The organism is Cyanobacteria bacterium FACHB-DQ100 (genome assembly GCA_014695195.1).
Lineage (GTDB): Bacteria > Cyanobacteriota > Cyanobacteriia > Leptolyngbyales > Leptolyngbyaceae > Leptolyngbya.
The window spans coordinates 44,197-70,326 of record JACJNW010000006.1; the positions used below are offsets into that span (position 1 = coordinate 44,197).

Consider the following 26,130-nt stretch of genomic DNA (forward strand, 5'->3'; position numbering starts at 1 on the left):
TATGTTCGAGACGCTCCAAACTCAACTCTACGAACTGTCGCAGTTCGCCGATCGCTTGGTTTCAACCCAGCTTGCACATCTGACTCCCGTGAGCATTGGTGTGATTTTTGCGGCAGGATTGCTGACCAGTTTGACTCCCTGCACGTTGTCGATGCTACCGATTACGATTGGCTATATCGGCGGGTATGAGGCAAAGTCTCGCTGGCAAGCGGCAGCGCAATCCACCTGGTTTTCGTTGGGATTGGCGACCACCTTAGCAGCATTGGGAATCGGAGCGACGCTGCTCGGCAAAGTTTACGGGCAGGTGGGCGTGGGATTGCCGATCGTGGTCAGTATCGTCGCGATCTTGATGGGCTTGAATTTGCTTGAAGCGTTACCCTTTGCGATGCCGTCGATTGGAGGTACGGAATGGATTTCTCAGGAACTGCCTGCGGGGGTGCGATCGTATCTTTTAGGCGTGACCTTTGGGTTAGTGGCTTCGCCTTGTAGCACTCCGGTTTTAGCGACGATTTTGACCTGGATTGCCACGACGAAAGATCCCGTGTTGGGGGGTTCACTTCTGTTGTGTTACACGGCTGGATATGTTGCACCGCTAATCTTAGCGGGAACGTTCACGGCAGCGATTAAAAAACTGTTAGAGTTGCGGCGCTGGTCGGGTTGGATTACGCCTGTGAGCGGTGCTTTATTGGTTGGATTTGGTGTGTTTTCGTTAATGTCGCGGTTTGCGCTTTAGATTATGACTCTTGCAGAATTTGTGAACGTTCCAAAACGGTATTTCAAAAAAGAATTACTTCCGGTTTTAGCAGATTTAAAGTTGGCGATCGTACTGCTATTGGCGATCGCCGTGTTCAGCATTACTGGAACTGTGATCGAACAAGGGCAGTCGATCGCGTATTACCAATCTAATTATCCTGAACATCCTGCGCTGTTTGGCTTTCTAACTTGGAAAGTGTTATTAACCGCAGGGTTGGATCATGTCTATCGAACGTGGTGGTATTTAGCTTTACTGATTCTGTTTGGCGCAAGCTTAACGGCTTGTACCTTTACGCGCCAACTACCTGCGCTGCGCTGGTTTTCCCGCACTTGGAACTTCTACAGCGAGTCGCGGCAATTTCGTAAATTTGCCTTGAGCGCAGAGTTCCCCAAGGGTGACTTAGATCAAGTTTCAAAACTGCTAGCACAACGCAACTATAAGGTTTTCCGGGACGGCGAAAAGCTGTATGCGCACAAAGGACTAATCGGGCGAGTCGGGCCGATCGTCGTTCACGCTGCCATGATTCTGGTTTTGGTGGGTGGCGTAATCGGGGCAACCACGGGCTTTATGGCTCAAGAAATGGTTCCCAGTGGCGGCACGTTCAAAATCAATCACGTAGTCGATGCGGGAGTTTGGGCGGCTCCGCAAATTCCCCAGGATTGGTCAGTAAAAGTGAATCGATTTTGGATTGACTATCTGCCCACGGGTGAGATTGATCAGTTCTATTCGGATCTGTCTGTGCTGGACAAAGATGGAAAGGAAATCGATCGCAAAACCATTCACGTCAATGAGCCGATGAAGCATAACGGTGTAACGATGTATCAGGCGGACTGGTCGATCGCAGCGATTCAAGTCCGACTGAATAACAGTCCGGTGCTGCAATCTCCAATGGCAAAACTGAATGCTGTTGGTGGTCGAGTTTGGGGGACTTGGCTCCCGTTAAAACCAGACATGAGCGATGGTGTTTCTCTAGTGGCAAAAGACTTACAAGGCTTGCTGTTAATTTACGACATGGACGGTAAGCTGATTGCTACGGTGCGTAAAGGAATGGCAGTCGAGGTGAAAGGAGTACGCTTAGCGATCGTGGATCTCATCGGTAGCACTGGATTACAAATCAAAGCCGATCCGGGTATTCCGATCGTCTATCTCGGCTTCGGGCTACTGATGCTAGGCGTAATTATGAGCTATATTTCCCACTCGCAAGTTTGGGGCTTAGAGAAAGATGGCGCGATTTACATTGGCGGCAGAACCAACCGCGCCCAAGTCACGTTTGAACGGGAATTTCTGGGAATCCTGGACGCGATCGACCAAAATCAAACAGAATCGACTCCAACTAGCCAACTTGCACAAACTTAAGGAGTAAATCGCTGTGATACAAGATAGGCCTCGACTTGATCGGCTTGAAGCTGAGATCGGAAGCCAACATACTCTCAACGCTTCGCTAAGAACTTCGATCGAACTTCTCAACAATACGGTCGAATCCCAGCGTCAAGAAATCGCTGAATTGAGAGCAGCGACTGAAGCACTTTTGCAAACTGCCCAGCTTCATCAATCCAATATCAAGCTTCTTTCAACAGAATTTTGTCGCGATGGACATGGAGTATAGATGCCTTATCGCGTCTCTTTGCTGCTGACGATCGCACTCATCATTCCACTCGGTTACTTCGTGCGATTCCCGCCGCTATTTCCAGATTGGTTTAGCGATGTGTTCGGAAGTATTGCTTATCAAATCTTCTTTGCTTCACTGGTTCAATTCTGTTTTCCGAAAATATCGATCGCTAAAACCGCGATCGGCGTTTTTATCTTTGCGTGCGCGATCGAATTCTTGCAACTCTGGCAGCCTCCTTTTCTCCAAGCCATCCGCGCTACACTTCCAGGACGATTGATTCTCGGAAATACCTTTTTGTGGTCAGACTTTCCGCCCTATGCGATCGGCAGCACAGTCGGATGGCTCGGAATGCGCCAGCTTAAACGGGCTTCGTATGGCTAACTTCGACCACCGTATGCACATTCCCGCGAGGGGTGTAATCTGCTTTGACAGAGATCTCTAGCGGATCGCAGGCAGCGACGATATCATCGAGAATTTGATTCGCGGCTTCTTCGTGAGAAATGTAGCGATCGCGGTAGCTATTGATATACAGCTTGATCGCTTTGAGTTCAACCACGCGCTGATCCGGCACATAGTTCACATAAATTGTGCCGAAATCGGGATAGCCCGAAAACGGACATTTACAGGTAAATTCCGGCAGCGTAATCGAAACCGTGTAGCGTCGCCCCGGTCGTGGATTTGGAAAAGTAATCAGCTTGCCTTCTTCGATCAGGCGTTCCCCATACTTCACTTCTGGGCGTTCTTGCGCTTGTGTCATGTTGAATCTGAAAAAATAACCTGACTGATCTTAGCAATCGGATTTACACGACGATCGCCATCCGCTTGAGGAACTTCTCCGTACAATCCCTGAAATTGATCCCAAATCGAAATTTTTCTAGAAGAATCTTGACGAAAATCGCTTTGATTGCTTTAATTGCGGCTATTCTCAGGGCATTCCATTACGCTTCGACCGAAATACCTTATTGCTATGAATCCAATGCCGCAAAAAACGCCTCCCCGATCGGTGAACTTGCCCCCGCAGCCCCCGTCGGTTGGTTATTCCCCCTCCGTGCCCATCTCTGTCTATCGAGAAGTGGTTGCCGAACTCCAGGCAGCTAAAACGGAAATGGAGTCGATCAAAACTCAAAACCAGCAGTTAACCAAGCAAAATCAGCAACTGCGTCAGGAAATTGAAAAAGCCGTTCAATCGGCACTCAACCTGCGCCAGTTCTCTAACTCGATCGCACCGGTCAAGCCTGTGGCACCGCCCCGGATCGATTTGACCCTCGACAGCGAACCCGTTTCATTTCAAATCCCGGTGATGCCGCCGAGAATGCTCGTAGAGCCGGAAGCTGAAGTGATCCCGCCGCACCTTGAGCTAAAACCACTGGACGACGACAAGCTGGTCATCGAGCAAGACAGCCAACCCCGGCGCAAACTCAAACTCGAAAAAGAATCAGGCATCGAGCTAAACGGCTGGATGCTTGGCGCTGTGATTTTGCTCATCGTTGTGAGTGCTTTTGGTGCAGGCTTCCTGCTGGTGCGTCCCTTACTCAATCCTTCGGCGAAGTAATTTCTTGATTCGTAACGCATTGCGATTCTGAAATTACGAATTGCAACCAGGGAATTCCGATTTTTATCGCTCCGTGCGAAACTCGGAAACAGCACTACGATCGGGCAGACTCAGTTATGAATCTGTATCAAATGTTGCAAAATCTACTTTGTGAACAATGATAGATAGTGTCATGCCCGAACGATAGAAATTAGGATTAAGGAGTGTAAGGCTTGAAAAAAGTAGAAGCGATTGTTCGCCCATTTAAACTCGATGAAGTCAAAATTGCATTAGTGAATGCTGGAATTGTCGGTATGACTGTTTCTGAAGTCCGAGGCTTTGGACGGCAGAAAGGCCAAACTGAGCGCTACCGGGGATCTGAATACACGGTAGAGTTTCTGCAAAAGCTCAAAATCGAAATCGTGGTCGAAGACGATCAGGTGGACATGGTGGTTGACAAAATCATCGTGGCAGCCAGAACCGGAGAAATTGGAGACGGTAAGATCTTCATTACTCCCGTTGACCAAGTGGTTCGGATTCGCACAGGTGAGAAAAACTTTGAAGCGGTTTAACGACAACCATTTTTTCTTCAGCTAAACAAAAGAGGCAACTGATATCGGTTGCCTCTTTTGTTTAGGGGGTAGGTCTTAATCGGGTCAGTTTCAGCTTAAACGGGCCTCCTGCTGTCTCTCCAAACGCTTTCACGCGCACAATGTAGTTTCCTGCCCGCGCAATCCGCGTAAACAGCAGCGAATTGGTCGTGCCATCAGAACCATCGTCGTTTTCTGCGATCGTCGCTCCTCGCGTAGACATCAGCGCCACGATCGTATCGAAGTTATCCGAAGACAAATCGATCGCAATCTGATCCCCTGCCTGCAATTGCACAAGGTAATCCCGCGCAAAGTTGCCGTCTCCGGTTGGAATATCCGTATCGGCTAAGCGATCGTTGACTTCCCGCCCCGGAGTCAGCGGAATCGGGGCATACGTGCGACTGGGCGTTTGTGCCATGGCACGAGTTGAAAGTACGCTGCCTGCGGCACACGCGAGCGTGACCGGCATCGCACAAACCCAAACCATCCATCGTTTCATCTTCACTCCTCACCTTGCTTTACTGCGCTTGACTTAAAACCTGCTCTAGGGCAGCGATTTCAACATCCCCTGAAAACACGCGACCATTCATCACAAAGAATGGTGTGCCATTAATGCCTAGCTTTTCTGCGAGTTGTACATCCGCTGTGATCGCCGCCTCGGCAGCTTGAGAGTTGCGATCGCGATCAAAGCGCGTCACGTCTAACCCTAAGCTTTTCGCCAAGTTCGCATACAGCGGCTCACCTAACTGTTGCTGCTGTGCGAACAAGCCATCGTGAAACTCCCAGAATTTCCCCTGCTGTCCGGCAGCCCAAGCGGCTTTTGCGGCTGGGAGTGCCTGAGCATGAATGCTAGTTAACGGTAAATGCTTATAAACTAGTGTGACGCGATCGCGGTTCTTTGTCACAAACTCGCGCACTGTTCCGGCTGCCGCCTGACAATAGGGGCACTGAAAATCAGAAAACTCAACAAGAACGGTTTTTCCGGCTCCTTTAGTCGGTGATTGGGCGATCACCGCTTTTGGCTTTTGCTGCAATTCCTGAATAAAGGACTGCTGTGCTTTGCGCTGAGTTTCTTGTTGCTCACGCTGGTAAGCTTGCACCGAGTCTAAAATCGCCTGTGGATTTTTCTGAAGGACTTGTAAAACTTGGGCTTCAAAATTTGGATCAATTTTGGTGGAATCTGCCTGCACCGGAGCAGAACAGCCAAATAAAATCAAGCTGACCAATAACCAGCTTGCGAAGTGTTTTAGCCTTCTCATTGCGTCTTAGCTCTAAAATCTGCCCTCGCACTATAGCTTATGTTAGCGATCGAGGGTAAAGAAGCGGGGAGCGAGGGACAAGCGTTGAAGGAACTACCCGATCGCTCTTGTGCAAAAGCAATGCTTTCCCCACTCTCCACCCACCTTCTACATTTCTCGCAGAATCGATGTGTCATCGCGCCCAACCTGAGTAAGAATAGAAAGGGGATCGCTTTACTGGGTGACGTAAGACTGTCGAGCAGTCGCGCAAAAGTTCGCTACTCCATCCGGATTGCAGGGATGAACAGCAACTTTACAGGATTCAGCAGTCCCAGCAGTGTGTTTTGAGTTGGAAACAGAACTTCCGCAACCGTTGATTTTGGTCAACTTCGGAGCTTCAACCCGCTTCCGATCGATCACCTGCACACCGTTCGCAGCCTTCCCACCTGCTAAAACTGGGAAGCTCATCGGCTTGTTGATTTACCCAGATGCGATCGCTTGATGCCAGTACGAGAACTGCTTTAAACGATCGCATCTTGTGATAAGTGACGAATTCAAAGCCGCTGAGCCTGACCACCCCGTTGAACACACGAGGACATATCGCTTCATGGAATTCTCGATCGCTGAGTTACTTGCTAACTTCACAGATGATAAATTGGTTGCGCCCAAAGCTTTAGAGAAAAAGCTAGAGTGCAACGACGAAGCCAGTTTGCGCCGCTTACAGATTGCACTTGATGCACTGGAAAAAATCGGGGTTCTGGTCAAAGAACGCGGCAAGTACCGCCGAGTGACCGAAGACGGTGTGGTTGAAGGCAAATTGCGCTGTTCGAGTAAAGGCTTCTGTTTTGCGATTCAAGATGTCGAAGGTTCGGAGGATATCTACATTCGCGAAAGCCAACTGAATCACGCTTGGAATGGCGATCGGGTGTTAGTCCGCGTCACCAAAGAAGGCAGTCGTCGCCGCAGTCCTGAAGGCGAAGTTCGCCTGATTTTAGAACGGTCAAATCCATCGGTGTTAGCCCGAATTAAAAAGACCGAGGCGGGTGAATTTCGGGCAGTTCCTCTCGACGATCGCTTGTTGTTTGAGTTGCAGGTGAATGAAAACGGACTGGCGCTGGATGAAGCGATCGATCATTTAGCGCACGTTCAGGTGAAACGCTATCCGATCGGGCAGCACGCGCCACTCGGTAAAGTGGCGAAAGTTTTGGGTGCAGATGATGATGCGGCAGATATTGACATTGTGTGCTGCAAGCATGACTTACCGCGAGAGTTTTCGGAAACGGTTTTAGCTGCCGCGAGGGAGTTACCGAACAAGGTGACAAAGCCAGAAATTGACTTACGGGTTGATTTACGGGGATTGACGACCCTCACGATCAAAGCGAAAAGCGAAGACAGCGCGGATGATGCGATTACGTTAGAGCGAACCAAAGCGGGGAACTGGCGCTTAGGCATTCACATTGCGGATGTAGCGCGGTATGTGGAAGCGGGATCATCGCTCGATCGCGAAGCCCAACGACGCGGAACTTCTGCTTATCTCGGTGAATTGGTAATCCCAATGCTGCCGGAGCAACTCACCGACAATCTCTGTTCGCTGCAACCTGGAAAAGATCGCCTTGCCATTTCAGTGTTGATCACGTTGGATGAATCCGGGCAAGTGATGGAATTCGAGATTCAGCCGACGGTGATTCAGGTGGATTACAAACTGAGCTATGAGCAAGCTGAAGCAATTTTGGCGGATCAGCACACCGAAGAGCTGAGAGAATTCGAGCCAATTTTTGAACTGTTGGCGCAGCTCGATCGCCTTAGCCACGCGATTAAAGATCAGCGACGCAAGCGAGGCGCGTTTGAACTAAACCTGCCTGAGAAAATCTACGCTCGTCCCGATGGCTCAGAATCGCCTGAAGAAGCGGGTAAATTTACCTTCAGCAAGTTCCACTACGATGATGAAGGCGTTCTCGGTGCGGTTGTCGTTTCTTCCTTGCTGCCGATTCACTCAATGATCGTCGAGTTGATGTTACTTGCAAATCAAACCGTTGCATCTCATCTACAGGCGTTAGGAATTCCGGGAGTGTATCGAGTTCATCCCACACCCGATCTCGAAGAGGTGCAAGAACTGGTTAAACTTGCCGTCAGCATGGGCATCGAACTGAAGCTTGAGCAGGAAGAGGAAGTTCGTCCACAGGATTATCAGAACTTTACCCATGCGTTTGCAGAATCGAACGCTGAGCGCGTTTTGACTTACCTGCTGCTTTCGACCATGAAGCCTGCCTTTTACAGCACTCAACCGAAACCGCATTTCGGCTTGGCGTTAGAGCAAGGCTATACGCATTTCACCTCTCCGGTGCGTCGTTATCCTGACTTGCTGGTGCATCGAGCGCTTCATGCGGTGTTTGAAGAAGGACGCGATCGACGTTCTTCTCGCGTCAAGGACAGCGTAGATTTGCGCCATAGTTCCTGTCACGGTCAAATCAACTGGAATGTTCTTCCAACCGATCTGCATCAAGAACTCGAAGGTCATTTCGGCGCGATCGTCGTTCATCTCACCGAACGCGAGAAAATCGCTCAAGATGCCGAAAACGATCTTGAAGGCTTGAAAAAAGCCGAATTAATGAAAGAGCGCACGGGTGAAGTATTCCACGGCTTGATCACCGGAGTCCAGTCTTACGGCTTATTCGTGGAGCTTGAAGAACTCTTGGTGGAAGGTTTGGTTCACGTCAGTTCACTCAAAGACGACTGGTACGAATTCCGATCGCGCCAGCAAACCCTCGTCGGTCGGAAAAATCGCAAACAGTATCGATTGGGCGATCGCATCGAAGTTCAAGTCAAGAGCGTCGATTACTACCGTCAGCAGATTGACTTAATCGCAGTTGGCGGCGGCAGTGAAGCCACCGATGAAATCTTTGATACCGAAGACCCATCAGAATTCCAGTCTGACACGGCTCTCTCCGATGACGAATTTGGTGAGGAATAATAGAAAGTGCGGGAAAATACACCCGCATTTTTTATTCGGGATTGCGCTGTGATTAAACGTCCTTTGATTATTGGGGTTTCTGGGGCTTCGGGCTTGATTTATGCAGTTCGGGCGTTGAAGCATCTTTTATCAGCAGATTACGCGATCGAGCTTGTGGCATCCAAAGCAACCTATATGGTTTGGCAAGCAGAACTCGGTATCCGAATGCCCCCAGAACCCGTGCAACAAGAGCAATTCTGGCGCACTCAAGCTGGAGTCGAATTTAGCGGTAAGCTCACCTGTCATCCCTGGGGTGATGTCGGCGCGAACATCGCAAGCGGCTCCTTCCGCACTTTGGGAATGTTGGTAATCCCTTGCAGCATGAGTACCGTCGGCAAACTTGCAGCAGGATTAAGCTCAGATTTGCTGGAACGATCGGCAGATGTGCAGCTTAAAGAAGGTCGTAAATTGGTGATTGTGCCGCGTGAGACTCCGTTTAGTTTAATTCACCTCCGCAATTTGACGACTTTAGCAGAAGCAGGAGCGCGGATTGTTCCGGCAATTCCGGCTTGGTATCACAATCCGCAGACGATCGAAGACCTGGTTGATTTTGTCGTAGCGCGGGCGTTAGATCAGTTTGAGATTGATTGTGTAGGGATCGATCGCTGGAAAGAAACGGACTAACAAACTTCTTGTCGCAAGTCAACGAACACACCGTTATGATCGCTCATCCTGCCGCGCTCTGGTGTTTCGCCCTCCCATGCGTTCACTGACATCTTGTAAGGAACTAGACATTCAGATAAGCAGATATGGTCAATGGTCGATCGTGAAAGTCCTTGAAACTTTTGCTCGGTCACACAAACCAGTGAAAGATCATGCAAAGCAGCACTCAACATCTCAACTGACTGCTTCTCTTCGTACCAGCCCGACTTATCGCGACTTTGATTAAAATCACCTGCGATACACATGAGATGTGACGGATATTGTTTCTGAATCCGTAGCCAATCTTCGTGATGCTGTTGAATCGATCGACGATGTTCTTCCCATCGCTTTGAAGTTCCATGTATCCCTTTATCATTCGCCCAAGTAATCACAGTTCCATAGATAATCACTAGTCCGAAAGGTGACTCTATCTCAGCACAAACCGCACAAGTCGAATTGAAAGTGGGAATAGAGCGAAGAATCTTCCATCGTGACCAAAGCGTTGTGAGGTTTTCTCCGGGTTTGTGACCTTCGTAAGATTCAGATGCAATACACTTGTAATCGGGATTGAGATCGATCGCTGCATTAGTCTCGGTCAGCACCCAAATATCTGCATCAATTTCACGAATTCGATCGAGCCGACGCTGATTTTTAATCCAACCGTTTTGCCTGGGACGTTCTAGGTTCCAAGTTGCAATCCGAAAACGAATAGATGAAGTCACAGCGATATCTCACCAGCTATTGCAAGTCTATTTAGCCCATCCGCTAAGTGAAGCGATCGCATCTTTCACCCGAATCATCAGCGTCATTGCATCGATCGCTGAAGCAGCAAACCCACATTTCTCATAAAACTGCTTCGCCTCATCTGAAATGACATGAACCAAAATCGCTCGAATTCCAGCAATCTCAGCCGCCTGGAGCGTTCGTAAGATTGCATCCCGAAGCAATGCTCGTCCGATCCCTTGACCTTGCCATTGGCGATCAACTGCCAATCGTCCAATCACCATTACCGGAATTGGATCAGGCATATTCCGTCGAATTCGCCCTGTTGCCTCCGTCTGCGCTACGGCTCCATTTGCAAGGCAGTAATATCCAATGACCTGATCGCCTTCACACAAGACGTAAGTTCGAGACGCTCCTTCTGCTGCGTTTTTTAAAGCGCGGCGTTTGAGCCAATCGTCTAGTTGAGTATTTCCTGAATCGAAGCCTTCAAGCTGATGAGATGAACTAATCCTTTCAGGCGGACGAAGCTGATCTATTCCCACGGCGCTTTTGTGGTTAGAAGAGCACGAAGTCGATCGTTTAATGCAGGTGGCGCATCTAGAAGAGCTTCAAATTGATCGAATTTCTGTTTATCTAACGCGAAAAAACTGCGATCGAGCAATACATCCTGCGCCTTCTGATACGCCGATTCCAGCATAAATTCCGATCGACTTTTGCCTTGCACCTCAGCCGCATAATCAATCAGATCGCGCTGGCTCTGTGTGGCGCGAATATTAATCGTGACATCACGCGCTTGATCCATGACTCATTGCCAAACCTGTATAAGACAATTGTATATACAATGCCCCTACAAGGTTCACTGGTCGCTTGAATTCTGTCAGGCTTCACACCGGAGCCGCTAAAATATAGGATGTTCGTCGTTTTGCGGTGCGATTTTGTGCTGTCAGAACGCTTAAAACCAACTTTATTTCAATCGGATTTGTGCCGACGCGCAAGTCCGTATTGCTGTCACGAGGAATTCCTTATATGGTCGAGAGTCGAGATAGAACGCCCACCGCTCAGGAAACCTTTGTCCAAATGGCACAGGCGGCTGGACTGCGGGGACGCTTACTTTTAACGATCGGGCTTTTGATCTTCGTTCGATTAGGGATTTTTATCCCGATTCCGGGCATCGATCGAGCCGCATTTTCACAAGCGATTCAAGGCAATAGCGCCTTGAGCTTTGTGGACTTATTCGCAGGTGGCGGTTTGAGAACGCTGGGTCTATTCGCCCTCGGAATTCTGCCCTTTATTAACGCTTCGATCATTATTCAATTGCTCACTGCGGCGATTCCCTCGCTCGAAGATTTGCAGAAGAATGAAGGCGAAGCGGGAAGACGCAAGATTTCACAGATTACCCGCTATGTTTCGGCAGGTTGGGCAGTTGTTCAAAGTACCTTGCTCACGGTTGGATTATTGCGTCCGTTTGCCGAATCTTGGAGTCCGGTGTTTGTCGTCGAAACGGTTCTCGCGCTGACGGCTGGATCGATGTTCGTCATGTGGGCAGGAGAACTGATCACAGAGCGTGGCGTGGGTAACGGCGCATCGCTATTGATTTTTCTTAATATCGTGGCAACGCTGCCGCAGACCTTAGGAAAAGCGTTCGACTTGGCGCAAACCGGCGATCGAGCCGTGGTCAGCAGCGTCGTCATTCTGCTGCTGGTCTTCCTGGCAATGGTGGTCGGAATTGTGTTCGTACAAGAAGGAACGCGGCGGATTCCGATTATTTCCGCTCGTCGGCAAGTGGGACGACGGATGATGCTGGAGCGCAGCAGCTATCTCCCGCTGCGCCTAAATCAAGGCGGCGTGATGCCGATTATTTTTGCTTCCACTGTGTTAACGATTCCGGTAATTGTGGCACAATCGTTTAATAATGCAGCATTGGCAAACTTTGTCAGCACTTATCTTGGCCCTGCTTCGATTTGGCACAACCTTCTCTATTTTGTGTTGATTCTATTCTTTAGTTTCTTCTACGCTTCGCTGATTATGCAGCCCGATGATATGTCGAAGAACTTGAAGAAAATGGGATCAAGCATTCCCGGTATTCGTCCTGGAAAGGCGACCACCGAGTATGTTGAGCGCGTTTTGAATCGATTGACCTTCTTAGGTGCTATCTTCTTAGGGATCGTCGCGATCGTACCTTCGATTATCGAAAATGCAACTCCAGTGAAAGTCTTCCAAGGCTTTGGGGCGACCTCTATCCTAATTCTGGTAGGTGTGGCGATCGACACGGCGAAACAGATTCAAACGTATGTAATTTCTCAACGTTACGAAGGAATGGTGAAACAATAGTGGCGCGACTGATTTTTGTCGGACCTCCCGGAGCCGGGAAAGGGACTCAATCGAAATTTTTGGCTGACTCCCACCAAATTCCGCACATTTCGACCGGGGATATTCTCCGGGAGGCGGTGGCTGAGAAAACGTCGCTGGGGGTGAAGGCTCAAGGATACATGGATCGGGGTGAACTGGTGCCCGATCAACTGGTGATTGATTTGATTCGCGAACGATTGGGAAAACCGGATGCCCAATCGGGCTGGATTCTCGATGGGTTTCCGCGCAATGTGGCACAGGCAGAATTCCTCGATGTGCTGCTGGATGAGTTGAGTCAGGGGTGCGATCGTGTGATCAATTTCGATGTGCCGGACGAAGTGCTGGTGACTCGAATGCTCAGTCGGGGACGAAAGGACGATAACGAGGAAACGATTCGCCGTCGTCTGGAAGTCTATCGAGAGCAGACTGCACCGTTGATCAACTACTACGAATCACGAGAAAAGCTAGTGACTATCAACGGCGATCAAACGATGGAAGAAGTCGCAACAGCATTAAATCAAGTTTGCGCTTAACTTTCAATCTTCAACTGACCCGACTTGGGGCTGAGCGCCTTGAGTTGGGTCAGTTTTTTTATTCGGAATGAGTTGAATTACATTCTGAGTAAGATTGAGAGTTTTAGCAGTGCTCCGTTAAGGACGAAAGATGAGTAGGACAAAGCAGTTGAAGCTGGGCGCTTTTATGCGTCCCGTCAGCATTCATACAGCAGCTTGGCGTTATCCTGGCGCAATTCCAGATGCCAACTTTAATTTCTCAGCATTAAAACAATTTATTCAGAAACTAGAGCAAAGTAAATTTGATGCCTTTTTTATGGCAGATCATTTAGCTGTTCTGAATATGCCGATCGATGCCCTAAAGCGCAGTCACACAGTTACATCATTCGAGCCGTTGACGCTTCTTTCTGCGCTCGCTGCGGTGACTGAACATATCGGATTAATTGCGACCGCTTCAACAACTTACGATCAGCCCTATCACATTGCTCGCCGCTTCGCCTCTCTCGACCATATCAGTGAAGGTCGCGCGGGCTGGAACATTGTGACGACCTATAACCCAGATGCAGCGCTTAACTTTGGACTGGAGCAAGAGATCGAACATGACGAACGCTACAGGCGTGCCCGCGAATTCTACGAGGTAGTGATTGGGCTGTGGGATTCTTTCGCGGATGATGCTTTTATTCGCAATGTAGAAGCAGGAGTGTATCTCGATCCCGAAAAAATGCACACGCTGAATTACAAGGGAAAGTATTTCTCAGTGCGGGGGCCTTTGAACATTGCTAGACCTGTTCAGGGTTATCCGGTGATTGTGCAGGCGGGAGCTTCTGAAGCGGGACGACAATTGGCTGCGGAAACTGCCGAGGTTGTGTTTTCAGGGGTCAATACGCTAGAAGCAGGAAAGGCATTGTTTGCAGATATCAAGCGTCGATCTCAGGCGATCGGACGCACTCCCGATAGCATTAAAATCTTGCCCGGTGCGCTGGTGATTGTTGGCGAAACGGTTGAGGCGGCAAAAGCTAAACAGGCACATCTTGATAGTCTGATTCATTATGATAGCGGCATTAGTAGCTTGAATCTGGCGCTGGGCTACGATGTGTCAGGCTTTGATCCAGATAGTCTATTACCGGAGATTCCAGAGTCAAATGGGAGCCATACCGGACGCGATCGCATCGTCGCGCTTGCCCGACGTGAAAACTTAACCATTCGTCAGTTAGCACAACGGGCGGCTAGCTATGGTGGGTTAATCTTTGTCGGTACACCTCAGACGATCGCAGATGAAATGGAACAATGGCTCTTCGAGGAAGCCGCAGATGGCTTTAACATCATGTTTCCTTTTCTGCCTGAAGGCTTAAATGATTTTGTGGATCAAGTGGTTCCAGAACTTCAACGGCGTGGAATTTTTCGCACAGAATACGAGGGCAAAACGCTGCGCGAGAATCTGGGTTTGGCGCGTCCTGAGAATCAATTCTTTCAACCTACATCGGTGTAAGTTTAACCAACAATAGACTTGTTGATTTGGGGGGAGCGACTTATCCTGTGAGCAGTTGAAGCTGAGATCGATCGAATGAACCAAACTCAAGAGCATCCTAAAGTTGTCGTGGTTGGAGCAGGGTGGGCAGGCTTAGGCGCAGCTTACCATCTTGCTCAGCAAGGATATGCAGTCACACTGCTCGAAGCCGGGGGCTATCCGGGCGGACTGGTAGCAGGCTGGAAAACCGCGCAGGGACGATCGGTGGAAGCTGGAATTCATGGATTTTGGTATCCCTACAGCAATATTTTCTCCTTAGTTAAAAAATTGGGCATCTCGCCCTTCACCGATTGGACGCGCTCTTCTCAGTATTCTCCAGCAGGACTGGAAGTCGAGTCGCCAATCTTTCAGCAAGAACCCCGCTTGCCTACCCCGCTTGGAACATTCTTATACACGCGATTTAAGCGATTGCCGCTCAGCGATCGACTGTCTGCGCTACCGTTACTCTATGCAGTGGTTGATTTTGACAATTCAGATGAAGCCTGGAAGCGATACGATCCGGTGACTGCTCGCGAATTGTTTAAGCAGTTTGGAGTTTCTGCGCGGCTCTACAAAGAGTCATTTGAGCCGATGTTACTGGTGGGATTGTTTGCACCGGGCGAACAATGTTCAGCCGCAGCAGCACTGGGAATGCTGTATTACTTCATCTTGGCGCATCAACCGGATTTTGATGTGGTGTGGTGTCGCGGCACGGTGGGAGAGTACATTTTTCGTCCTTGGGTTGAGCAAATCGAGCAGGCAGGGGGACGGGTGCTGACTCAGCGGCGTGTGAGTGATGTGAGGGTTCAGGCTTCGGGGGGAGTTCCCGCAGTAAGTGGGGTTGTGTGCGGTGAGGAAGTCTTTGAAGCAGATGCCGTGATTTTTGCGGTAGGTGTGGCTGGAATGCAGAAAATTGTCAGTAGCAGTTCGACATTGCGCCAGTTTCCTGCATTCTGTAATTTGATGAATTTGAATGCGATCGATGCGATGGCGACGCGGTTGTGGTTCGATCGTAAAGTTCCCGTGCCGTTGCCGTCGAATGCTTGCTTTGGGTTTGATGCCACAACCGGTTGGACATTCTTTGATCTGAATGCACTGCATGATGAATGGAAAGATGAACCTGGCAGCGTGATTGAGGCAGATTTTTATCATGCGAATCAATTGCTACCGCTAGATGATGCACAGGTCATTGCGAAAGTTCAGCGCGATCTTGCGGTTTGTGTGCCTGAATTTCGGAATGCCAAAGTAATTGATAGCAGTGTGGTGCGATTGCCAAGAGCCGTGACGCACTTCTCTCCTGGAAGCTATCAGTCGATGCTTTCTGGAACAACGAGCATCGGTAATCTCTTTATGAGTGGGGATTGGATTATTACTCGTCATGGTTCTTGGTCGCAGGAAAAGGCTTATGTGACTGGACTTGAAGCGGCTAACCAAGTGATTAATCAGTTGGGTGTGGGTAAGCCTGCTGAAATTATTCCGATCGAGCCGGATGAGCCACATATCGCAGCGCTTCGTAGTGCTAATCGCACCTTAAGAGACTTAACAAGCAGCTTTGTACCGCCGCTTTGGTTGCCTTAAATACAATGCCAGTCTTGCTTGGATGGAAGACTGGCAAGAACAAACTAAGAATTCAGGCGACGAGAGCGATAGCTTCCTTTGATTTCACGGTTAAAGAATCGACCGGGGGAATCTGTGTCTTGAAGTTCGTGCCAGGTTTCGACATCAACACCTTCGTATTGATACACAGCACCATTCTTGAACTGAACTTGCAAAAGATGTTGATCTGGATCATATCCAACTGCATTTGCCATTGATGATTGCACAGGTAACATCGGTAAGGCTTGATTCACACCCGGAAGTTGATTGAAATCAGCAGCAGGGGCGGCATCTGAGGAAACAATCGCATCCAGCAGCCTCAATCCTTCGTAGGCAGCTAACGGTGCGGGAACTTCAACAAATTCCAAATCAGCACCACGATCGATCACTAATCCTAAGCAGTCATCATCATGGCTAATGGCTACAATGCTGCTCAGATCGACTTTAGAAAGCTTCATGCACTATCTCCTTTATTTCACTTTGTTTTGGTTTTTAGCTTGTTCTAGTGCAATTTCCTTAACAGCATTGAATGAACTCACGCTGGCTGAACCTTCGATCGCTTTCACTGCTAAGTCTTGGACTTGCTTCAGCGCTCCATCTAACTGATTTGAGAGGGCTTGAATTCGGGTTTCTTGGGCTTGGATTGTTTCCAGTAGAGATTGAATTCGCAACTCGTAGGTGCGTTTTTGCCCTTCAATCTCTTTTGCCATCAGATCGGCTTTGACTTTTGCTTGCTGGTTTGCAATGCCTTTGCCTTCTTCTTTGGCGCGTTTAACCGCAGCTTCAAGCTCCTTTGGTATGGCTTCGACTTTGGCTTTCAACTCGGCAAACTGAGTTTCACGATCGCGAACCGTTTTTTCTCGTTCTGCCCACTGCTTTTGCTGCGTCTGCTGCAACTCTTCTAATTCACGGTACAAGCGAGTTTTTTCCTGCTCATACTCATCATTTGAGAGTTTGCGTTCTAAGTTGAGCGTGTAGGTGTACTCTTCTCCATCTCGCCGTTGAGTCTTGGTGAGAGTTTCATTGCGTTCCTTGATGCTGCGGCGGTGTTCCTCTTGTTCTTTTGCCCAGGCTTTTCTGGCTTGAGTGATCTCCTGGTTGAGTGTTTCTTGTCGCTGTCGCCGTTCTTCGCTGAATGTCTTGGAACTGTCTTCGTACTGTTGAATTAATGCCTCTACAGTACAATCTTCTGCCTGTAGATTGTGCAATGTTTCTAGCTGTTGAGCTTCTTCTACAACTGCCTGCCGTAGTTCTTGCAGCTTCAGCACTTCCAAAGTTAGCTTTTCAGATAGGTCACTGATTGCGCCACCAAAACCAAGTTGTAGCTGATTTAGTCCGGTGATGATGGTTTCCATCTTTTGTTGAGGCGCGATCGTTAGTTCTGGTGTAGCTTTACCGTTTGTTTTACCATTCGATGTTTTAGCATTCGATTGTGATGCAGGTTCAACAGGTTTCGCAAGCAGTTGTTCTTCTAAAGCTTTCTTCTGTTTGAGTAGTTCATCAAATGCAGATAGAATCTCAACCTTCGTGCTTTTTTCAGTGGGACGTTTAGTTACCATTGCCAATCCTCAAGCTCACAGTAAACAGTTCAAGTGGTGCAATTATTCGCTTCTTGTAGCGAGACGGTTAGATGAACTATCAAAGGCTCGCATTGCAAGTTCTTGAGCTTGACGCAAGGCTGTTTGTAGTTGGGTGGAAATCTCGCTGATTTGCTCGGTCTGTTTCTGAATCTTGGCTTCTAGCGATCGGATCTGCAATTCATAGCCTTGCTGGGTGGATTCCCATTCTTTTTCCAGCAGATCTGCCTTGATTTTGGCATCCTGATGAGCATCGCGAATTCCTTCTTCCCGTGCTTTTTTGACCGCTTCTTCCAGTTCGCCTGGGAAAGCCGTGACCTTTTGCTGATACTCCTCATATAGTCTCTGATCGGCTGCCAGAATGCGTTCTCGCTCCGTCCAGTCTTTCTCTTTGGCTTCGAGCGTTTCCCTAATTTCTCGCTCGATTTGCCGTTTCGTTTCTTCATACTCATCGGTTGCAATGCGGCGCGATCGCGCACTGTCGTACTGGTAATCTTCTTCCTGACGCTGCCGTTGCTGGTTCAGAAGTTCGCTGCTCTCGTTGATCTGAGCGTCAAACTCTTCTTGCTCTTGCTGCCAAGTTTTGCGAGTTTCGGTAGTATCGCGATCGAGGGTTTCACGATCGCGCGTTGCTTGTTGTTCAAGTTGGCGCAGAGCTTCTTGATGTTCTTGTGTGATCAAGTAGAGGGCATCAGCAACGATGCGGGTCTGCTGAAGATCTTTGAGATTCTTACTTTCAACTGCAAGCGCTCGTTTAAGGTCATCGAGCTTCTTGGTTTCAGTGGTTAGGCGATTGGCAAGAGCGGTGATCGTCGTGCCAAAATCCAATTGCAAATCAGCCAGCCCGCGCACAATTCCGTCTGCTGTGTATTGCGACACTGTTTCCAGCACTGTTCTGTCTTGCTCTTTGGCGGCTTCTTCGCTGCGGGTGGCAACTCGTGACGAGACCGATCGCTGCTCGGTAAGGATGGTTTGAAAGGCATCGAGAATCCTGGTTTTGCTGTCGTTTGCAACTTGTGTCATAGCGGAGGTGGGAAAAGAGTGAATTTCTGCTGCTCAGAAGCAGGACTGCTATACGATCGGGGGCAGTACTGCTATAGTAGGAGTAGAATGCAAACCACAGTTTGCAATTCATGTGTACTACTTTATCACTTTTCCTCCGCCTATGCAACATCCAACGACAAAAATCGCAAACTGTAGTTGTCAAAATGAGAATGGATGAATTTGCAAAACGAGTCCGCGATCGTCGGATTCAAGAAGGGTTAAGCCAGCAAGAATTAGCTGAGCAGATTGGAATTTCCCGTAATTACCTATCTCAAATTGAGCGGGGGCAGGCAACGAATCTCTCTTGGCAGGTGCGGGAGCGATTGTCTGCGGTGTTAGGGCTAAAGGCGGAACCTGCACCAAGTTCCGCATTAGAGTCAGTCGATCTGCCTCCAAGTTTGGTGGAGTTCGCTCAAAACGCGAATCTACCGCCCGATGATGTGTTGATGCTGTCGCGATTGAAGTATCGAGGACAGCAGCCGACCTCGCCGGAGAAATGGGAGCTACTGTATAACGTCATTAAGATGACAGTAGGAAAATAGAAATAGGAAAATAGAAAGTTCACCGTTTGTTGAGTGAACTGCTAATCGATCGACCAATCTTTTAAGTTTGGGCACTCTAGCGCGAAAAATGTGAGGAACCCTGTGAGCCTGCCACAGCCCTATCGACATCCCGGACGAGCCTTCCTGTCTCAACATGGAAGGCTTCAATGTGAAGATGATGTCTTTCGCTATGTCAATTTCCTGCGGCAAGAATCCGGGTTAGGTGATGAACCTCCGATCGCTCTGACTTGCATTTATCAACACTTTGGAATGCCTGAGCCGCTACGCGCCCCGCTTGAGGAGCAACAAGGCATTTTAGTAGACAGCAACACCGGGATTATTCTGATTAAAGAAGATGATCCGATCGTGCGGCAGCGCTTCACTGAGGGACACGAACTGATGGAATTGCTGTTTGATGCTCAACAAGAAGCGAGGTTTGAGAGCGCTTTGCCAAACTGGAGCGAACAGCGTAAAGAGCGACTCTGCGATCAAGGAGCCGCCGATTTGTTGATGCCGCAATCCTCATTTGTGCCAAAGTTGAATCGGTTAGGCATTTCTTTCAAGACGGGACGATCGCTTGCAGCTCTCTATCAAACTTCACTGCTCGCGACGCTTGCGCGAATGTTGCAATATGGAACCGGCAATTACGCGCTAGTTCTGTGGCATTGTGTTCTCAAACCTTCTGAGATGAAACAAAGTGCCCCGATCAAAGCTAAGAGAAAGCTTCGAGTATGCTGGAAACTTCAGACGCAAGACTGGACAGGCGGTTTTATTCCCAAAGATAAATCGATTCCTCACGATTCATTAATCTCGCAAGCTTATATCAGTGGTCAACCTTACTCTGGAGCAGAAACGATTGATTTGGGTTGGACATCAATTCGATGCAATGTAGAAGCCCTGCCAATTCGGTTGGGCGATCGCATTAGTGTTCTGTCTCTCTTGCACCTTACAAATGGATGAATCACGCCATGACGCGATCGATCATCACGCTCGGTAGTATCAATATGGATCTCGTGGCGCAAGTTCCACGATTACCTCAACCCGGGGAAACGCTATCTGGATACACTTTTTCGACGGTTCCGGGGGGAAAGGGAGCAAATCAAGCGGTCGGCGTTGCCAAATTGGGGGGATCAAGCCGCATGATTGGGCGAGTTGGAGGGGATGCGTTTGGTGCAGAATTGCTAGAAAGCTTGCAAACTGCGGGAGTACAAACCGATTTAATTACCGTCGATCGTACAATTTCGTCAGGCGTTGCGATGATCGCAGTGGACGATCGGGCTGAGAATCATATTATTGTCATTCCAGGTGCTAATGGCAATGTGGGTAATTTTGATGTTGATCGTCTCAGGGTCGCATTGACTGATTCATCGATCTTGTTATTGCAGCTTGAGATTCCTTTATCGATCGTTCAATCTGCCGCGACGATTGCAAAACAAATCGGTGCAAGGGTCATTCTCGATCCTGCTCCCGCTCCTAAAGACTTTCCAGGAATGCTTTATTCACAAATTGATATTCTGACTCCCAACGCAACTGAGACAGCGCAACTGGTCGGATTTCCAATTCGGGATCAAGCAGATGCCGATCGTGCAGCCGCAATTTTGCAGCAAAAAGGCATACCAACGATCGTGATCAAGCTAGGCGCTCAAGGCGCATTCTGCGCGACCGAAGACGATCGCTTTTTTGTCCCAGCTTTTTCAGTCAATGCGATCGATACGGTGGCAGCCGGGGATGCGTTTAATGCAGGATTAGCTGTGGCGTTATCTGAAGGGTTATCGATGCGCGAGGCAATTACTTGGGGTGCAGCAGCAGGGGCGCTTTCTACAACAAAATCCGGGGCGCAAGCCTCACTAGCAGAGCGATCGACATTCGATGCTTTTTTGCGCCAAATGCAAAAGCCCTGAGCCGAAAACGACACAGGGCAGGCTTCTGAACCAAACTTTACTAGAGAGAGGAGAGTTAAGCTTGTAATGATTACAGTTTATAAAGAATCACCTGATGCCGTCCCATGCCCTAGAGAAGAAACATACCCCAACAAAAGTTAGAATAATCTTCCAGACTGGCTACTGCCCCCGACTGATTCTGATGAAACTCTCGCTGAATATATCTTGCTGCTCAATAACAGCAGCAAAAAACCTGCCGATTGAATAGGATTAAGATGACAGTCGTTTAATCTATACGTCTCCATCTTTGGGTAGAAGACGGCCTCTACCGTGGGGCTTAGCCTAGATTTCACTCAAGTCAAAAAACTCCTCAAGTTCCTTCTTCGCTGGTAATACTTAAAAATGGAATCGTTAGAGCAGATTAACATCTTTGTCGTAGATGACGATCCTGATACACGGGATCTGCTGCGGTTTATGCTAGAGGACGAAGGAGCAAACGTCACTGTTGCAACCAATGCCAAGGAAGCACTCTCGCTTTTGGAAAAAGAACTTCCTACAATTTTGGTAAGTGATGTAGCGATGCCCGAAATGGACGGATTTCAACTGATTGGACTTGTCCGCGAGTTACCGCAAGGCGCAGAACTACCCGCGATCGCATTGACCGCATACGCCCGCGAGGAGGATCGTTTACAAGCGATCAATGCAGGCTTCAATGATTACTTAACAAAGCCGATCGATCCGGTGGAGCTAATGCGCGTCATTCAGCAATATTGTGGCTCAGATTAATGGCTTGGGATTGCAGGCTAAAAGGCGGATTGCTTGCCAATAGAAAACCCTTCACCGCGACAGCAAAGGGTTGAGAAGAGAGAGTAGTCGTAACAATTCAATTAGGCGCTCGGTAAGTTCCTGCTAGCGTAGGCATCGGCTACGGCGAAAGCAGGAACGCGGGTGCTGTAGTCGATCGAGGTGCCCGTGATCGATTTAGATAGCGTTTCAAACGAGGTCGATCGCCAGTTGCGCTCGTGAATCGGTTTCGTTTGTTCTCCCAAGAAGTAAGCCAAGGAACCCAGCAAAGCAACTGCTACCCAGCCCACAACTAACAGACTAACGAGGATGACCATCGGAACCTCCTGTGAACTTATGTTTCTTTATGCAAATAAATGTAACAGATATTTACAAAGGTCGCAAATTACTTGTGATTCGTGATAACCGAACTGCAAAATCTGAACGCAGATCGATTCCGGATCGATCCGGAATCGATAAATCCAAGCTGAAAAATCTAATTGCTCCACGCACTCCGATTCATAAAATTCCCATTACAATCGAACACAGGTTTTTACCCGCCGCACGTCCCCTTCTGAATAGAAAGAGGCTCGACTCCCTTGGCTTCAACATTGATGAAACTCAATCTTCTCACCCCGATCGCGCTTGGCTTCAGTTGCTTCGCTGGGCTGCCAGCCCCCGCCACTGCCAATCCTCCACAAGATGTCGGGATTCAAGTGGGCATCGTGCAGCGGTTTGGTGATCGTTCAGCCGATACGCTCACTCTGAAAGCCAATCCGGGCGATCGCTTAACCCTGCGCTTCAACACAAACGGCAAGCCCCAAACCCTAACCGCTCAAGAACTCAAGCTCGAAACGGCGATGCAGAAACTTCCGCAGCCCGTGGTCGAGGAGCGCGTTGTTTTCAGTACGCACCGCAGTTTTGAAACCGCAGAGGATCAGGCTCAAGACTGGAAATCACAAGGGATCGAGGTCGAAATCGCTCAACCAGAGCGCTGGCAAGTTTGGGCAAAGCGCGATGTCTACAACACGCCACTCTTACGGCGTCTGTTGCTGAGAAGCTTGCAGGCAAAGGGCATTCAAACCGCACGGATTGAAACTAAAGTCGTTCGAGAAGTACCGCGTCCGACGTGGGTACTGGATGGATTCCGGTATACGCGAGATGTGATTGATATTTCATCGGGTTCAGGAGTCGTTCAGGTCGATCGTGCCACTGATGATCATCCAAACCGTCCTTTTGGTGGGGCATTACGAATCCAACCGAATGCTTACGGTAACTATACGCTCGTCAACTTCGTTGGGATTGAAACATATCTCAGAGGCGTTGTGCCGCATGAGATTGGAACTTGGGCACCCCAACCGGTGTTAGAGGCTCAAGCCGTTCTCGCCCGCACCTATGCTCTGCGGAATTTGCGTCGATTTGTGATCGATAACTATCAACTCTGCGCGACGACACAATGCCAGGTTTATCGCGGTCTAGACGGCGCAGCACCTTCAACCGATCGCGCGATCGCGGCAACTCGTGGCTTAGTCCTGACCTACCAAAATGAACTGGTAGATGCGGTCTATTCTTCAACGAGCGGAGGTGTGACTGCAAGCTTTGATGATATCTGGCACGGTTGGGAGCGTCCTTATCTTAGAGCAGTGATCGACTCAGCGAATCCAGTGTGGGATTTGCGATCGCGCAGCTTATCCGATGAGGGCAATTTCCGCGCCTTTATCAATCAAAAGAAAGGCTTTAACGAAGATGGAACCAATATGTTCCGGTGGCGCTACCCTGTGCCCTTAGCGCAGCTAAATCAGGAATTGCGCGACTATCTGAAAGCAGTCCGGCATCCGTTCGCGAACTTCAAAACGATTCGGAACATTCAAATCCAGCAGCGATCGGAAGGGGGACGCATTTTGAAATCGACAATCGTCACCGACGCAGGCACGATTAAGCTTGAAAAGGATGATATCCAAACTGTATTTGATGCGCCAGCGAGTACGCTATTTTACCTCGATCCAATGATGGAAAATAAAGTGCTGAAAGGCTTCGTGTTTGTCGGGGGTGGATTTGGTCATGGGGTCGGAATGAGCCAATTTGGGTCTTATAACCTTGGCAGATTGGGCTGGACAAGCGATCGTATTCTTCGCTTCTACTTCCCCGATACGCAACTGCAACCGTTTAACAGTTCGATTACACTGTGGCGCGATCGAACTTCAGAGCGGCAAGCATCAAACTGACGCTGGTTTAACGCGAATTCTTCCTGTCGAACTTACGTTTGTTTATGCACTTCGTAAACGGTGATAAAAGCTCGTCTTGCTTTGAATCGCTTCAAATCTAGAATCAAGGTGAAACGTTGTTTCACCACTGCCAAGGAATAAACAGCCATCTGCTTGCAAGTAGTGCTGTACCTTGTTCAGAATTGATCGCTTAGTGTCGATATCAAAGTAAATTAGAACATTTCTCAGAAAAATGATGTCCATCTTTGGTAGAGCGCTCCAAGGGTGAATTAGGTTCAACTGCCGAAACTCAACCCTCTGACGAATTTCATCAACGATCTGCCAAGCATCCCCAGCTTTGCGGAAATACCGATCGCGCAGTTCAGGGGTCAGGCCCCGACTGATTTCCAAGTCTGTATACTGTCCTTGCTGAGCGCGATCGAGCACCTGCTTAGAAAAGTCAGTCGCGATTAAGCGAATTGTCCAAGTGGACAGTTCTGGAAAGGCTTCCCGGATCAGCATCGCAATGCTGTAAGGTTCTTGACCGGTTGAGCAAGCGGCACACCAGATATTGATGGTTCGCTGACTAGAACGGGACTGAATCAACGCGGGTAACACCGAAGCTTTTAGCGCTTCAAAGGGAGAGCGATCGCGAAAAAAAGATGTTTCCTTAATCACTAAAGCTTCAAGAGCTTGAAGATGCAGTTCGCTTAAGGGAGTGTGTTTTAGATGTTCGACTAATTCTGCAATTGAAGCAAACCCAGCATTCGCAGCTATCTGATCCAGATGCAGCGCTGCGAGATAGTCTTTGTGTGGCTCTAACACTACTCCAGACTGCTGCCGCACTAACTGACGGAGATACTCAAAATCAAAAGCAGGAATCGCCATCAGTCCATCCTCCGCGCCAGCGTAGACGATCGATTCACCCGACGCAGAATCTCTGGCATGATTTGATCGAGCGGCAAAACGGCATCGGCTAATCCTGCATTCACCACAAATCCCGGCATTCCCCAAACCACGCTACTCGCCTCATCTTGCGCCAGAATTTGCCCATTGCGATCGTGAATCTCCTGACAGCCCCGGAGTCCATCTTGCCCCATCCCGGTCAGAATCACCCCCAGAGCGCGATCCCCGTACACTTCGGCAACAGATTCAAGCAAGACATCCGCTGAAGGACGACAAAAATTTTGGGCTGGAGACTGGTCGATCACAAGTTGCACAGTTGAGTCCGTGTCTTTCACTCTCAAATGATAATCGCCTGGCGCAATCCAAACCGTACCGGGGCGAAGTTTTGCTCCTAGCGTTGCTTCCCAAACGGGCAAGGCGCATTTTGTCGATAAACGTTCTGCGAGCAGCTTGGTGAACATGGGCGGCATATGCTGCACAATGACGATCGGGACAGGAAAATCGGCGGGTAATTCTGAGAGCAAAGCGGCGAGGGCATTTGGCCCTCCGGTGGAAACACCGATCGCAACGATCTCAGCAGACGATCGATGAAGTTGAGAACCTGAGAAAGCAGCGGTTGTGGGGGTGGCTTTTGGGCTAATGTCGGAGATTGGTGCCGATCGGTTCTGTTTAATTTTCTGGCTCAGTGCTTTAATCTTAGGAATCAGCGTCGCTCGAAGATAGTCGGTTAAATGATCTACGTTGTCCATCTGACTCGGTTTTGTCGCATAGTCCGAAGCTCCTAAAGAAAGAGCATCCAGCGTTGCGATTGCCCCGATCGTGGTCATCGCACTAAACATAATTACGGGCAGTCGTGGATTGAGTTGACGAATCTGCGCCAACGTTTGCAGCCCGTCTAAGTCAGGCATTTCGATATCGAGAATGATCACATCCGGATTCAGTTGAGACAGTCTTGCGAGTGCAATTCTTCCTGAAGAAGCGACTCCCACAACTTCAATCTGGGGATCTGCTGCGAGAATTTTGCTCAGACGGCTCCGTACCATCACTGCATCATCTACGATTAAAACTCTAATAGGTTGCATGACTTCGGGATTATTAAAGAGCGCTACCAGTTCCCAAAAATCCTGCGCCAC

30 protein-coding genes are annotated in these 26,130 nt (G+C 49.0%); 17 read left to right on the top strand and 13 right to left on the bottom strand.

Annotated features, from left to right (window positions below; translation table 11 throughout):
- The first annotated feature begins 1 nt into the window (after position 1).
- Genes H6F51_00790 through H6F51_00805 form a run of 4 tightly spaced genes read left to right on the top strand, consistent with a single transcriptional unit; the run spans position 2 to position 2,744 of the window.
- Positions 2-733, top strand: coding sequence for a sulfite exporter TauE/SafE family protein (locus tag H6F51_00790; protein MBD1821059.1), 732 nt, complete (start codon positions 2-4; stop codon positions 731-733).
- Positions 734-736: 3 nt separating this feature from the next.
- Complete coding sequence (locus H6F51_00795; protein ID MBD1821060.1) at positions 737-2,110, top strand: cytochrome c biogenesis protein; 1,374 nt, start codon at positions 737-739, stop codon at positions 2,108-2,110.
- A 13-nt stretch (positions 2,111-2,123) separates the two neighbouring features.
- Entirely contained in the window at positions 2,124-2,360 is a 237-nt protein-coding gene (locus tag H6F51_00800) for a hypothetical protein (GenBank protein MBD1821061.1), read from the top strand.
- Positions 2,361-2,744, top strand: a complete 384-nt coding sequence (locus H6F51_00805; GenBank protein ID MBD1821062.1) for a DUF2809 domain-containing protein — start codon at positions 2,361-2,363, stop codon at positions 2,742-2,744. It abuts the gene before it with no gap.
- Here the strand turns inward: H6F51_00805 and queF are convergent.
- Positions 2,722-3,120 carry an NADPH-dependent 7-cyano-7-deazaguanine reductase QueF gene (queF, locus tag H6F51_00810; GenBank protein ID MBD1821063.1) on the bottom strand — a complete coding sequence of 133 codons (399 nt, stop codon included), beginning with the start codon at positions 3,118-3,120 and terminating at the stop codon, positions 2,722-2,724. The two genes, H6F51_00805 and queF, sit on opposite strands and share 23 nt — an antisense overlap.
- Positions 3,121-3,339: 219 nt before the next feature.
- Between queF and H6F51_00815 the strand changes: the two genes are divergently transcribed.
- Together H6F51_00815 and H6F51_00820 are read left to right on the top strand one after the other, a co-directional pair.
- Complete coding sequence (locus tag H6F51_00815; protein MBD1821064.1) at positions 3,340-3,915, top strand: hypothetical protein; 576 nt, start codon at positions 3,340-3,342, stop codon at positions 3,913-3,915.
- Positions 3,916-4,127: 212 nt separating this feature from the next.
- On the top strand, positions 4,128-4,466 hold the full coding sequence (locus tag H6F51_00820) for a P-II family nitrogen regulator (GenBank protein ID MBD1821065.1): 339 nt from the start codon (positions 4,128-4,130) through the stop codon (positions 4,464-4,466).
- Between the two features lie 61 nt (positions 4,467-4,527).
- Here H6F51_00820 and H6F51_00825 read toward each other — a convergent pair whose 3' ends face one another.
- The 3 genes from H6F51_00825 to H6F51_00835 form a co-directional block, all read right to left on the bottom strand.
- Entirely contained in the window at positions 4,528-4,983 is a 456-nt protein-coding gene (locus tag H6F51_00825; protein MBD1821066.1) for a PPC domain-containing protein, read from the bottom strand.
- A 19-nt stretch (positions 4,984-5,002) separates the two neighbouring features.
- The gene (locus tag H6F51_00830) at positions 5,003-5,743 is read right to left on the bottom strand and encodes a thioredoxin domain-containing protein (protein MBD1821067.1); all 741 of its coding nucleotides are present in this window, start codon (positions 5,741-5,743) and stop codon (positions 5,003-5,005) included.
- Positions 5,744-5,956: 213 nt separating this feature from the next.
- Positions 5,957-6,190 (bottom strand): hypothetical protein, encoded by a 234-nt coding sequence (locus H6F51_00835; protein ID MBD1821068.1) that lies wholly within the window; start codon positions 6,188-6,190, stop codon positions 5,957-5,959.
- 139 nt (positions 6,191-6,329) lie between these two features.
- Between H6F51_00835 and H6F51_00840 the strand changes: the two genes are divergently transcribed.
- Both H6F51_00840 and H6F51_00845 read left to right on the top strand, forming a co-directional pair.
- On the top strand, positions 6,330-8,693 hold the full coding sequence (locus tag H6F51_00840; GenBank protein ID MBD1821069.1) for a VacB/RNase II family 3'-5' exoribonuclease: 2,364 nt from the start codon (positions 6,330-6,332) through the stop codon (positions 8,691-8,693).
- A gap of 48 nt (positions 8,694-8,741) precedes the next feature.
- A complete protein-coding gene (locus H6F51_00845; GenBank protein ID MBD1821070.1) occupies positions 8,742-9,356 on the top strand; it encodes a UbiX family flavin prenyltransferase in 615 nt (204 codons plus the stop codon).
- On the opposite strand, the gene H6F51_00850 is transcribed toward H6F51_00845, so the two are convergent.
- From H6F51_00850 to H6F51_00860, 3 genes are read right to left on the bottom strand one after another with little or no spacing between them, the layout of a single operon-like run.
- Positions 9,353-10,096: an endonuclease/exonuclease/phosphatase family protein gene (locus H6F51_00850; protein ID MBD1821071.1), complete on the bottom strand. Its 744-nt coding sequence runs from the start codon at positions 10,094-10,096 to the stop codon at positions 9,353-9,355. The genes H6F51_00845 and H6F51_00850 overlap by 4 nt on opposite strands.
- Before the next feature lie 27 nt (positions 10,097-10,123).
- Positions 10,124-10,639, bottom strand: coding sequence for a GNAT family N-acetyltransferase (locus tag H6F51_00855; GenBank protein MBD1821072.1), 516 nt, complete (start codon positions 10,637-10,639; stop codon positions 10,124-10,126).
- Entirely contained in the window at positions 10,630-10,899 is a 270-nt protein-coding gene (locus tag H6F51_00860) for a DUF1778 domain-containing protein (GenBank protein MBD1821073.1), read from the bottom strand. Before H6F51_00860 ends, H6F51_00855 begins: the two co-directional genes overlap by 10 nt.
- A gap of 224 nt (positions 10,900-11,123) precedes the next feature.
- Here H6F51_00860 and secY point away from each other — a divergent pair, with 224 nt between their 5' ends.
- The 4 genes from secY (at position 11,124) to H6F51_00880 (ending at position 16,043) form a co-directional block, all read left to right on the top strand.
- A complete protein-coding gene (gene secY / locus H6F51_00865; protein MBD1821074.1) occupies positions 11,124-12,428 on the top strand; it encodes a preprotein translocase subunit SecY in 1,305 nt (434 codons plus the stop codon).
- On the top strand, positions 12,428-12,979 hold the full coding sequence (locus H6F51_00870; protein MBD1821075.1) for an adenylate kinase: 552 nt from the start codon (positions 12,428-12,430) through the stop codon (positions 12,977-12,979). The genes secY and H6F51_00870 overlap by 1 nt, the downstream gene beginning before the upstream one ends.
- 130 nt (positions 12,980-13,109) lie before the next feature.
- Positions 13,110-14,447 carry an LLM class flavin-dependent oxidoreductase gene (locus H6F51_00875; GenBank protein ID MBD1821076.1) on the top strand — a complete coding sequence of 446 codons (1,338 nt, stop codon included), beginning with the start codon at positions 13,110-13,112 and terminating at the stop codon, positions 14,445-14,447.
- Positions 14,448-14,522: 75 nt separating this feature from the next.
- Positions 14,523-16,043, top strand: a complete 1,521-nt coding sequence (locus H6F51_00880) for an FAD-dependent oxidoreductase (protein MBD1821077.1) — start codon at positions 14,523-14,525, stop codon at positions 16,041-16,043.
- Positions 16,044-16,087: 44 nt separating this feature from the next.
- Here H6F51_00880 and H6F51_00885 read toward each other — a convergent pair whose 3' ends face one another.
- The 3 genes from H6F51_00885 to H6F51_00895 are packed head-to-tail and all read right to left on the bottom strand — an operon-like array spanning position 16,088 to position 18,661.
- Positions 16,088-16,519 carry a KTSC domain-containing protein gene (locus H6F51_00885; GenBank protein MBD1821078.1) on the bottom strand — a complete coding sequence of 144 codons (432 nt, stop codon included), beginning with the start codon at positions 16,517-16,519 and terminating at the stop codon, positions 16,088-16,090.
- 12 nt (positions 16,520-16,531) lie between these two features.
- The gene (locus H6F51_00890; protein ID MBD1821079.1) at positions 16,532-17,620 is read right to left on the bottom strand and encodes a hypothetical protein; all 1,089 of its coding nucleotides are present in this window, start codon (positions 17,618-17,620) and stop codon (positions 16,532-16,534) included.
- A 42-nt stretch (positions 17,621-17,662) separates the two neighbouring features.
- Complete coding sequence (locus tag H6F51_00895) at positions 17,663-18,661, bottom strand: hypothetical protein (protein ID MBD1821080.1); 999 nt, start codon at positions 18,659-18,661, stop codon at positions 17,663-17,665.
- A 191-nt stretch (positions 18,662-18,852) separates the two neighbouring features.
- Here H6F51_00895 and H6F51_00900 point away from each other — a divergent pair, with 191 nt between their 5' ends.
- From H6F51_00900 to H6F51_00915, 4 genes are all read left to right on the top strand, one after another.
- On the top strand, positions 18,853-19,224 hold the full coding sequence (locus H6F51_00900) for a helix-turn-helix domain-containing protein (protein MBD1821081.1): 372 nt from the start codon (positions 18,853-18,855) through the stop codon (positions 19,222-19,224).
- A gap of 102 nt (positions 19,225-19,326) precedes the next feature.
- Entirely contained in the window at positions 19,327-20,184 is an 858-nt protein-coding gene (locus H6F51_00905) for an ImmA/IrrE family metallo-endopeptidase (protein ID MBD1821082.1), read from the top strand.
- Between the two features lie 8 nt (positions 20,185-20,192).
- Positions 20,193-21,125 carry a ribokinase gene (rbsK, locus tag H6F51_00910; protein ID MBD1821083.1) on the top strand — a complete coding sequence of 311 codons (933 nt, stop codon included), beginning with the start codon at positions 20,193-20,195 and terminating at the stop codon, positions 21,123-21,125.
- A gap of 381 nt (positions 21,126-21,506) precedes the next feature.
- Complete coding sequence (locus H6F51_00915; GenBank protein MBD1821084.1) at positions 21,507-21,890, top strand: response regulator; 384 nt, start codon at positions 21,507-21,509, stop codon at positions 21,888-21,890.
- Positions 21,891-21,991: 101 nt separating this feature from the next.
- Here H6F51_00915 and H6F51_00920 read toward each other — a convergent pair whose 3' ends face one another.
- Entirely contained in the window at positions 21,992-22,225 is a 234-nt protein-coding gene (locus H6F51_00920; protein MBD1821085.1) for a hypothetical protein, read from the bottom strand.
- 261 nt (positions 22,226-22,486) lie between these two features.
- On the opposite strand from H6F51_00920, the gene H6F51_00925 reads away from it, so the two are divergent.
- Positions 22,487-24,112: a SpoIID/LytB domain-containing protein gene (locus H6F51_00925; protein MBD1821086.1), complete on the top strand. Its 1,626-nt coding sequence runs from the start codon at positions 22,487-22,489 to the stop codon at positions 24,110-24,112.
- 42 nt (positions 24,113-24,154) lie between these two features.
- Here H6F51_00925 and H6F51_00930 read toward each other — a convergent pair whose 3' ends face one another.
- The gene (locus H6F51_00930) at positions 24,155-24,979 is read right to left on the bottom strand and encodes a protein-glutamate O-methyltransferase CheR (GenBank protein MBD1821087.1); all 825 of its coding nucleotides are present in this window, start codon (positions 24,977-24,979) and stop codon (positions 24,155-24,157) included.
- Positions 24,979-26,079 (bottom strand): chemotaxis response regulator protein-glutamate methylesterase, encoded by a 1,101-nt coding sequence (locus H6F51_00935; protein MBD1821088.1) that lies wholly within the window; start codon positions 26,077-26,079, stop codon positions 24,979-24,981. The genes H6F51_00930 and H6F51_00935 overlap by 1 nt, the downstream gene beginning before the upstream one ends.
- Positions 26,080-26,130: the final 51 nt, after the last annotated feature.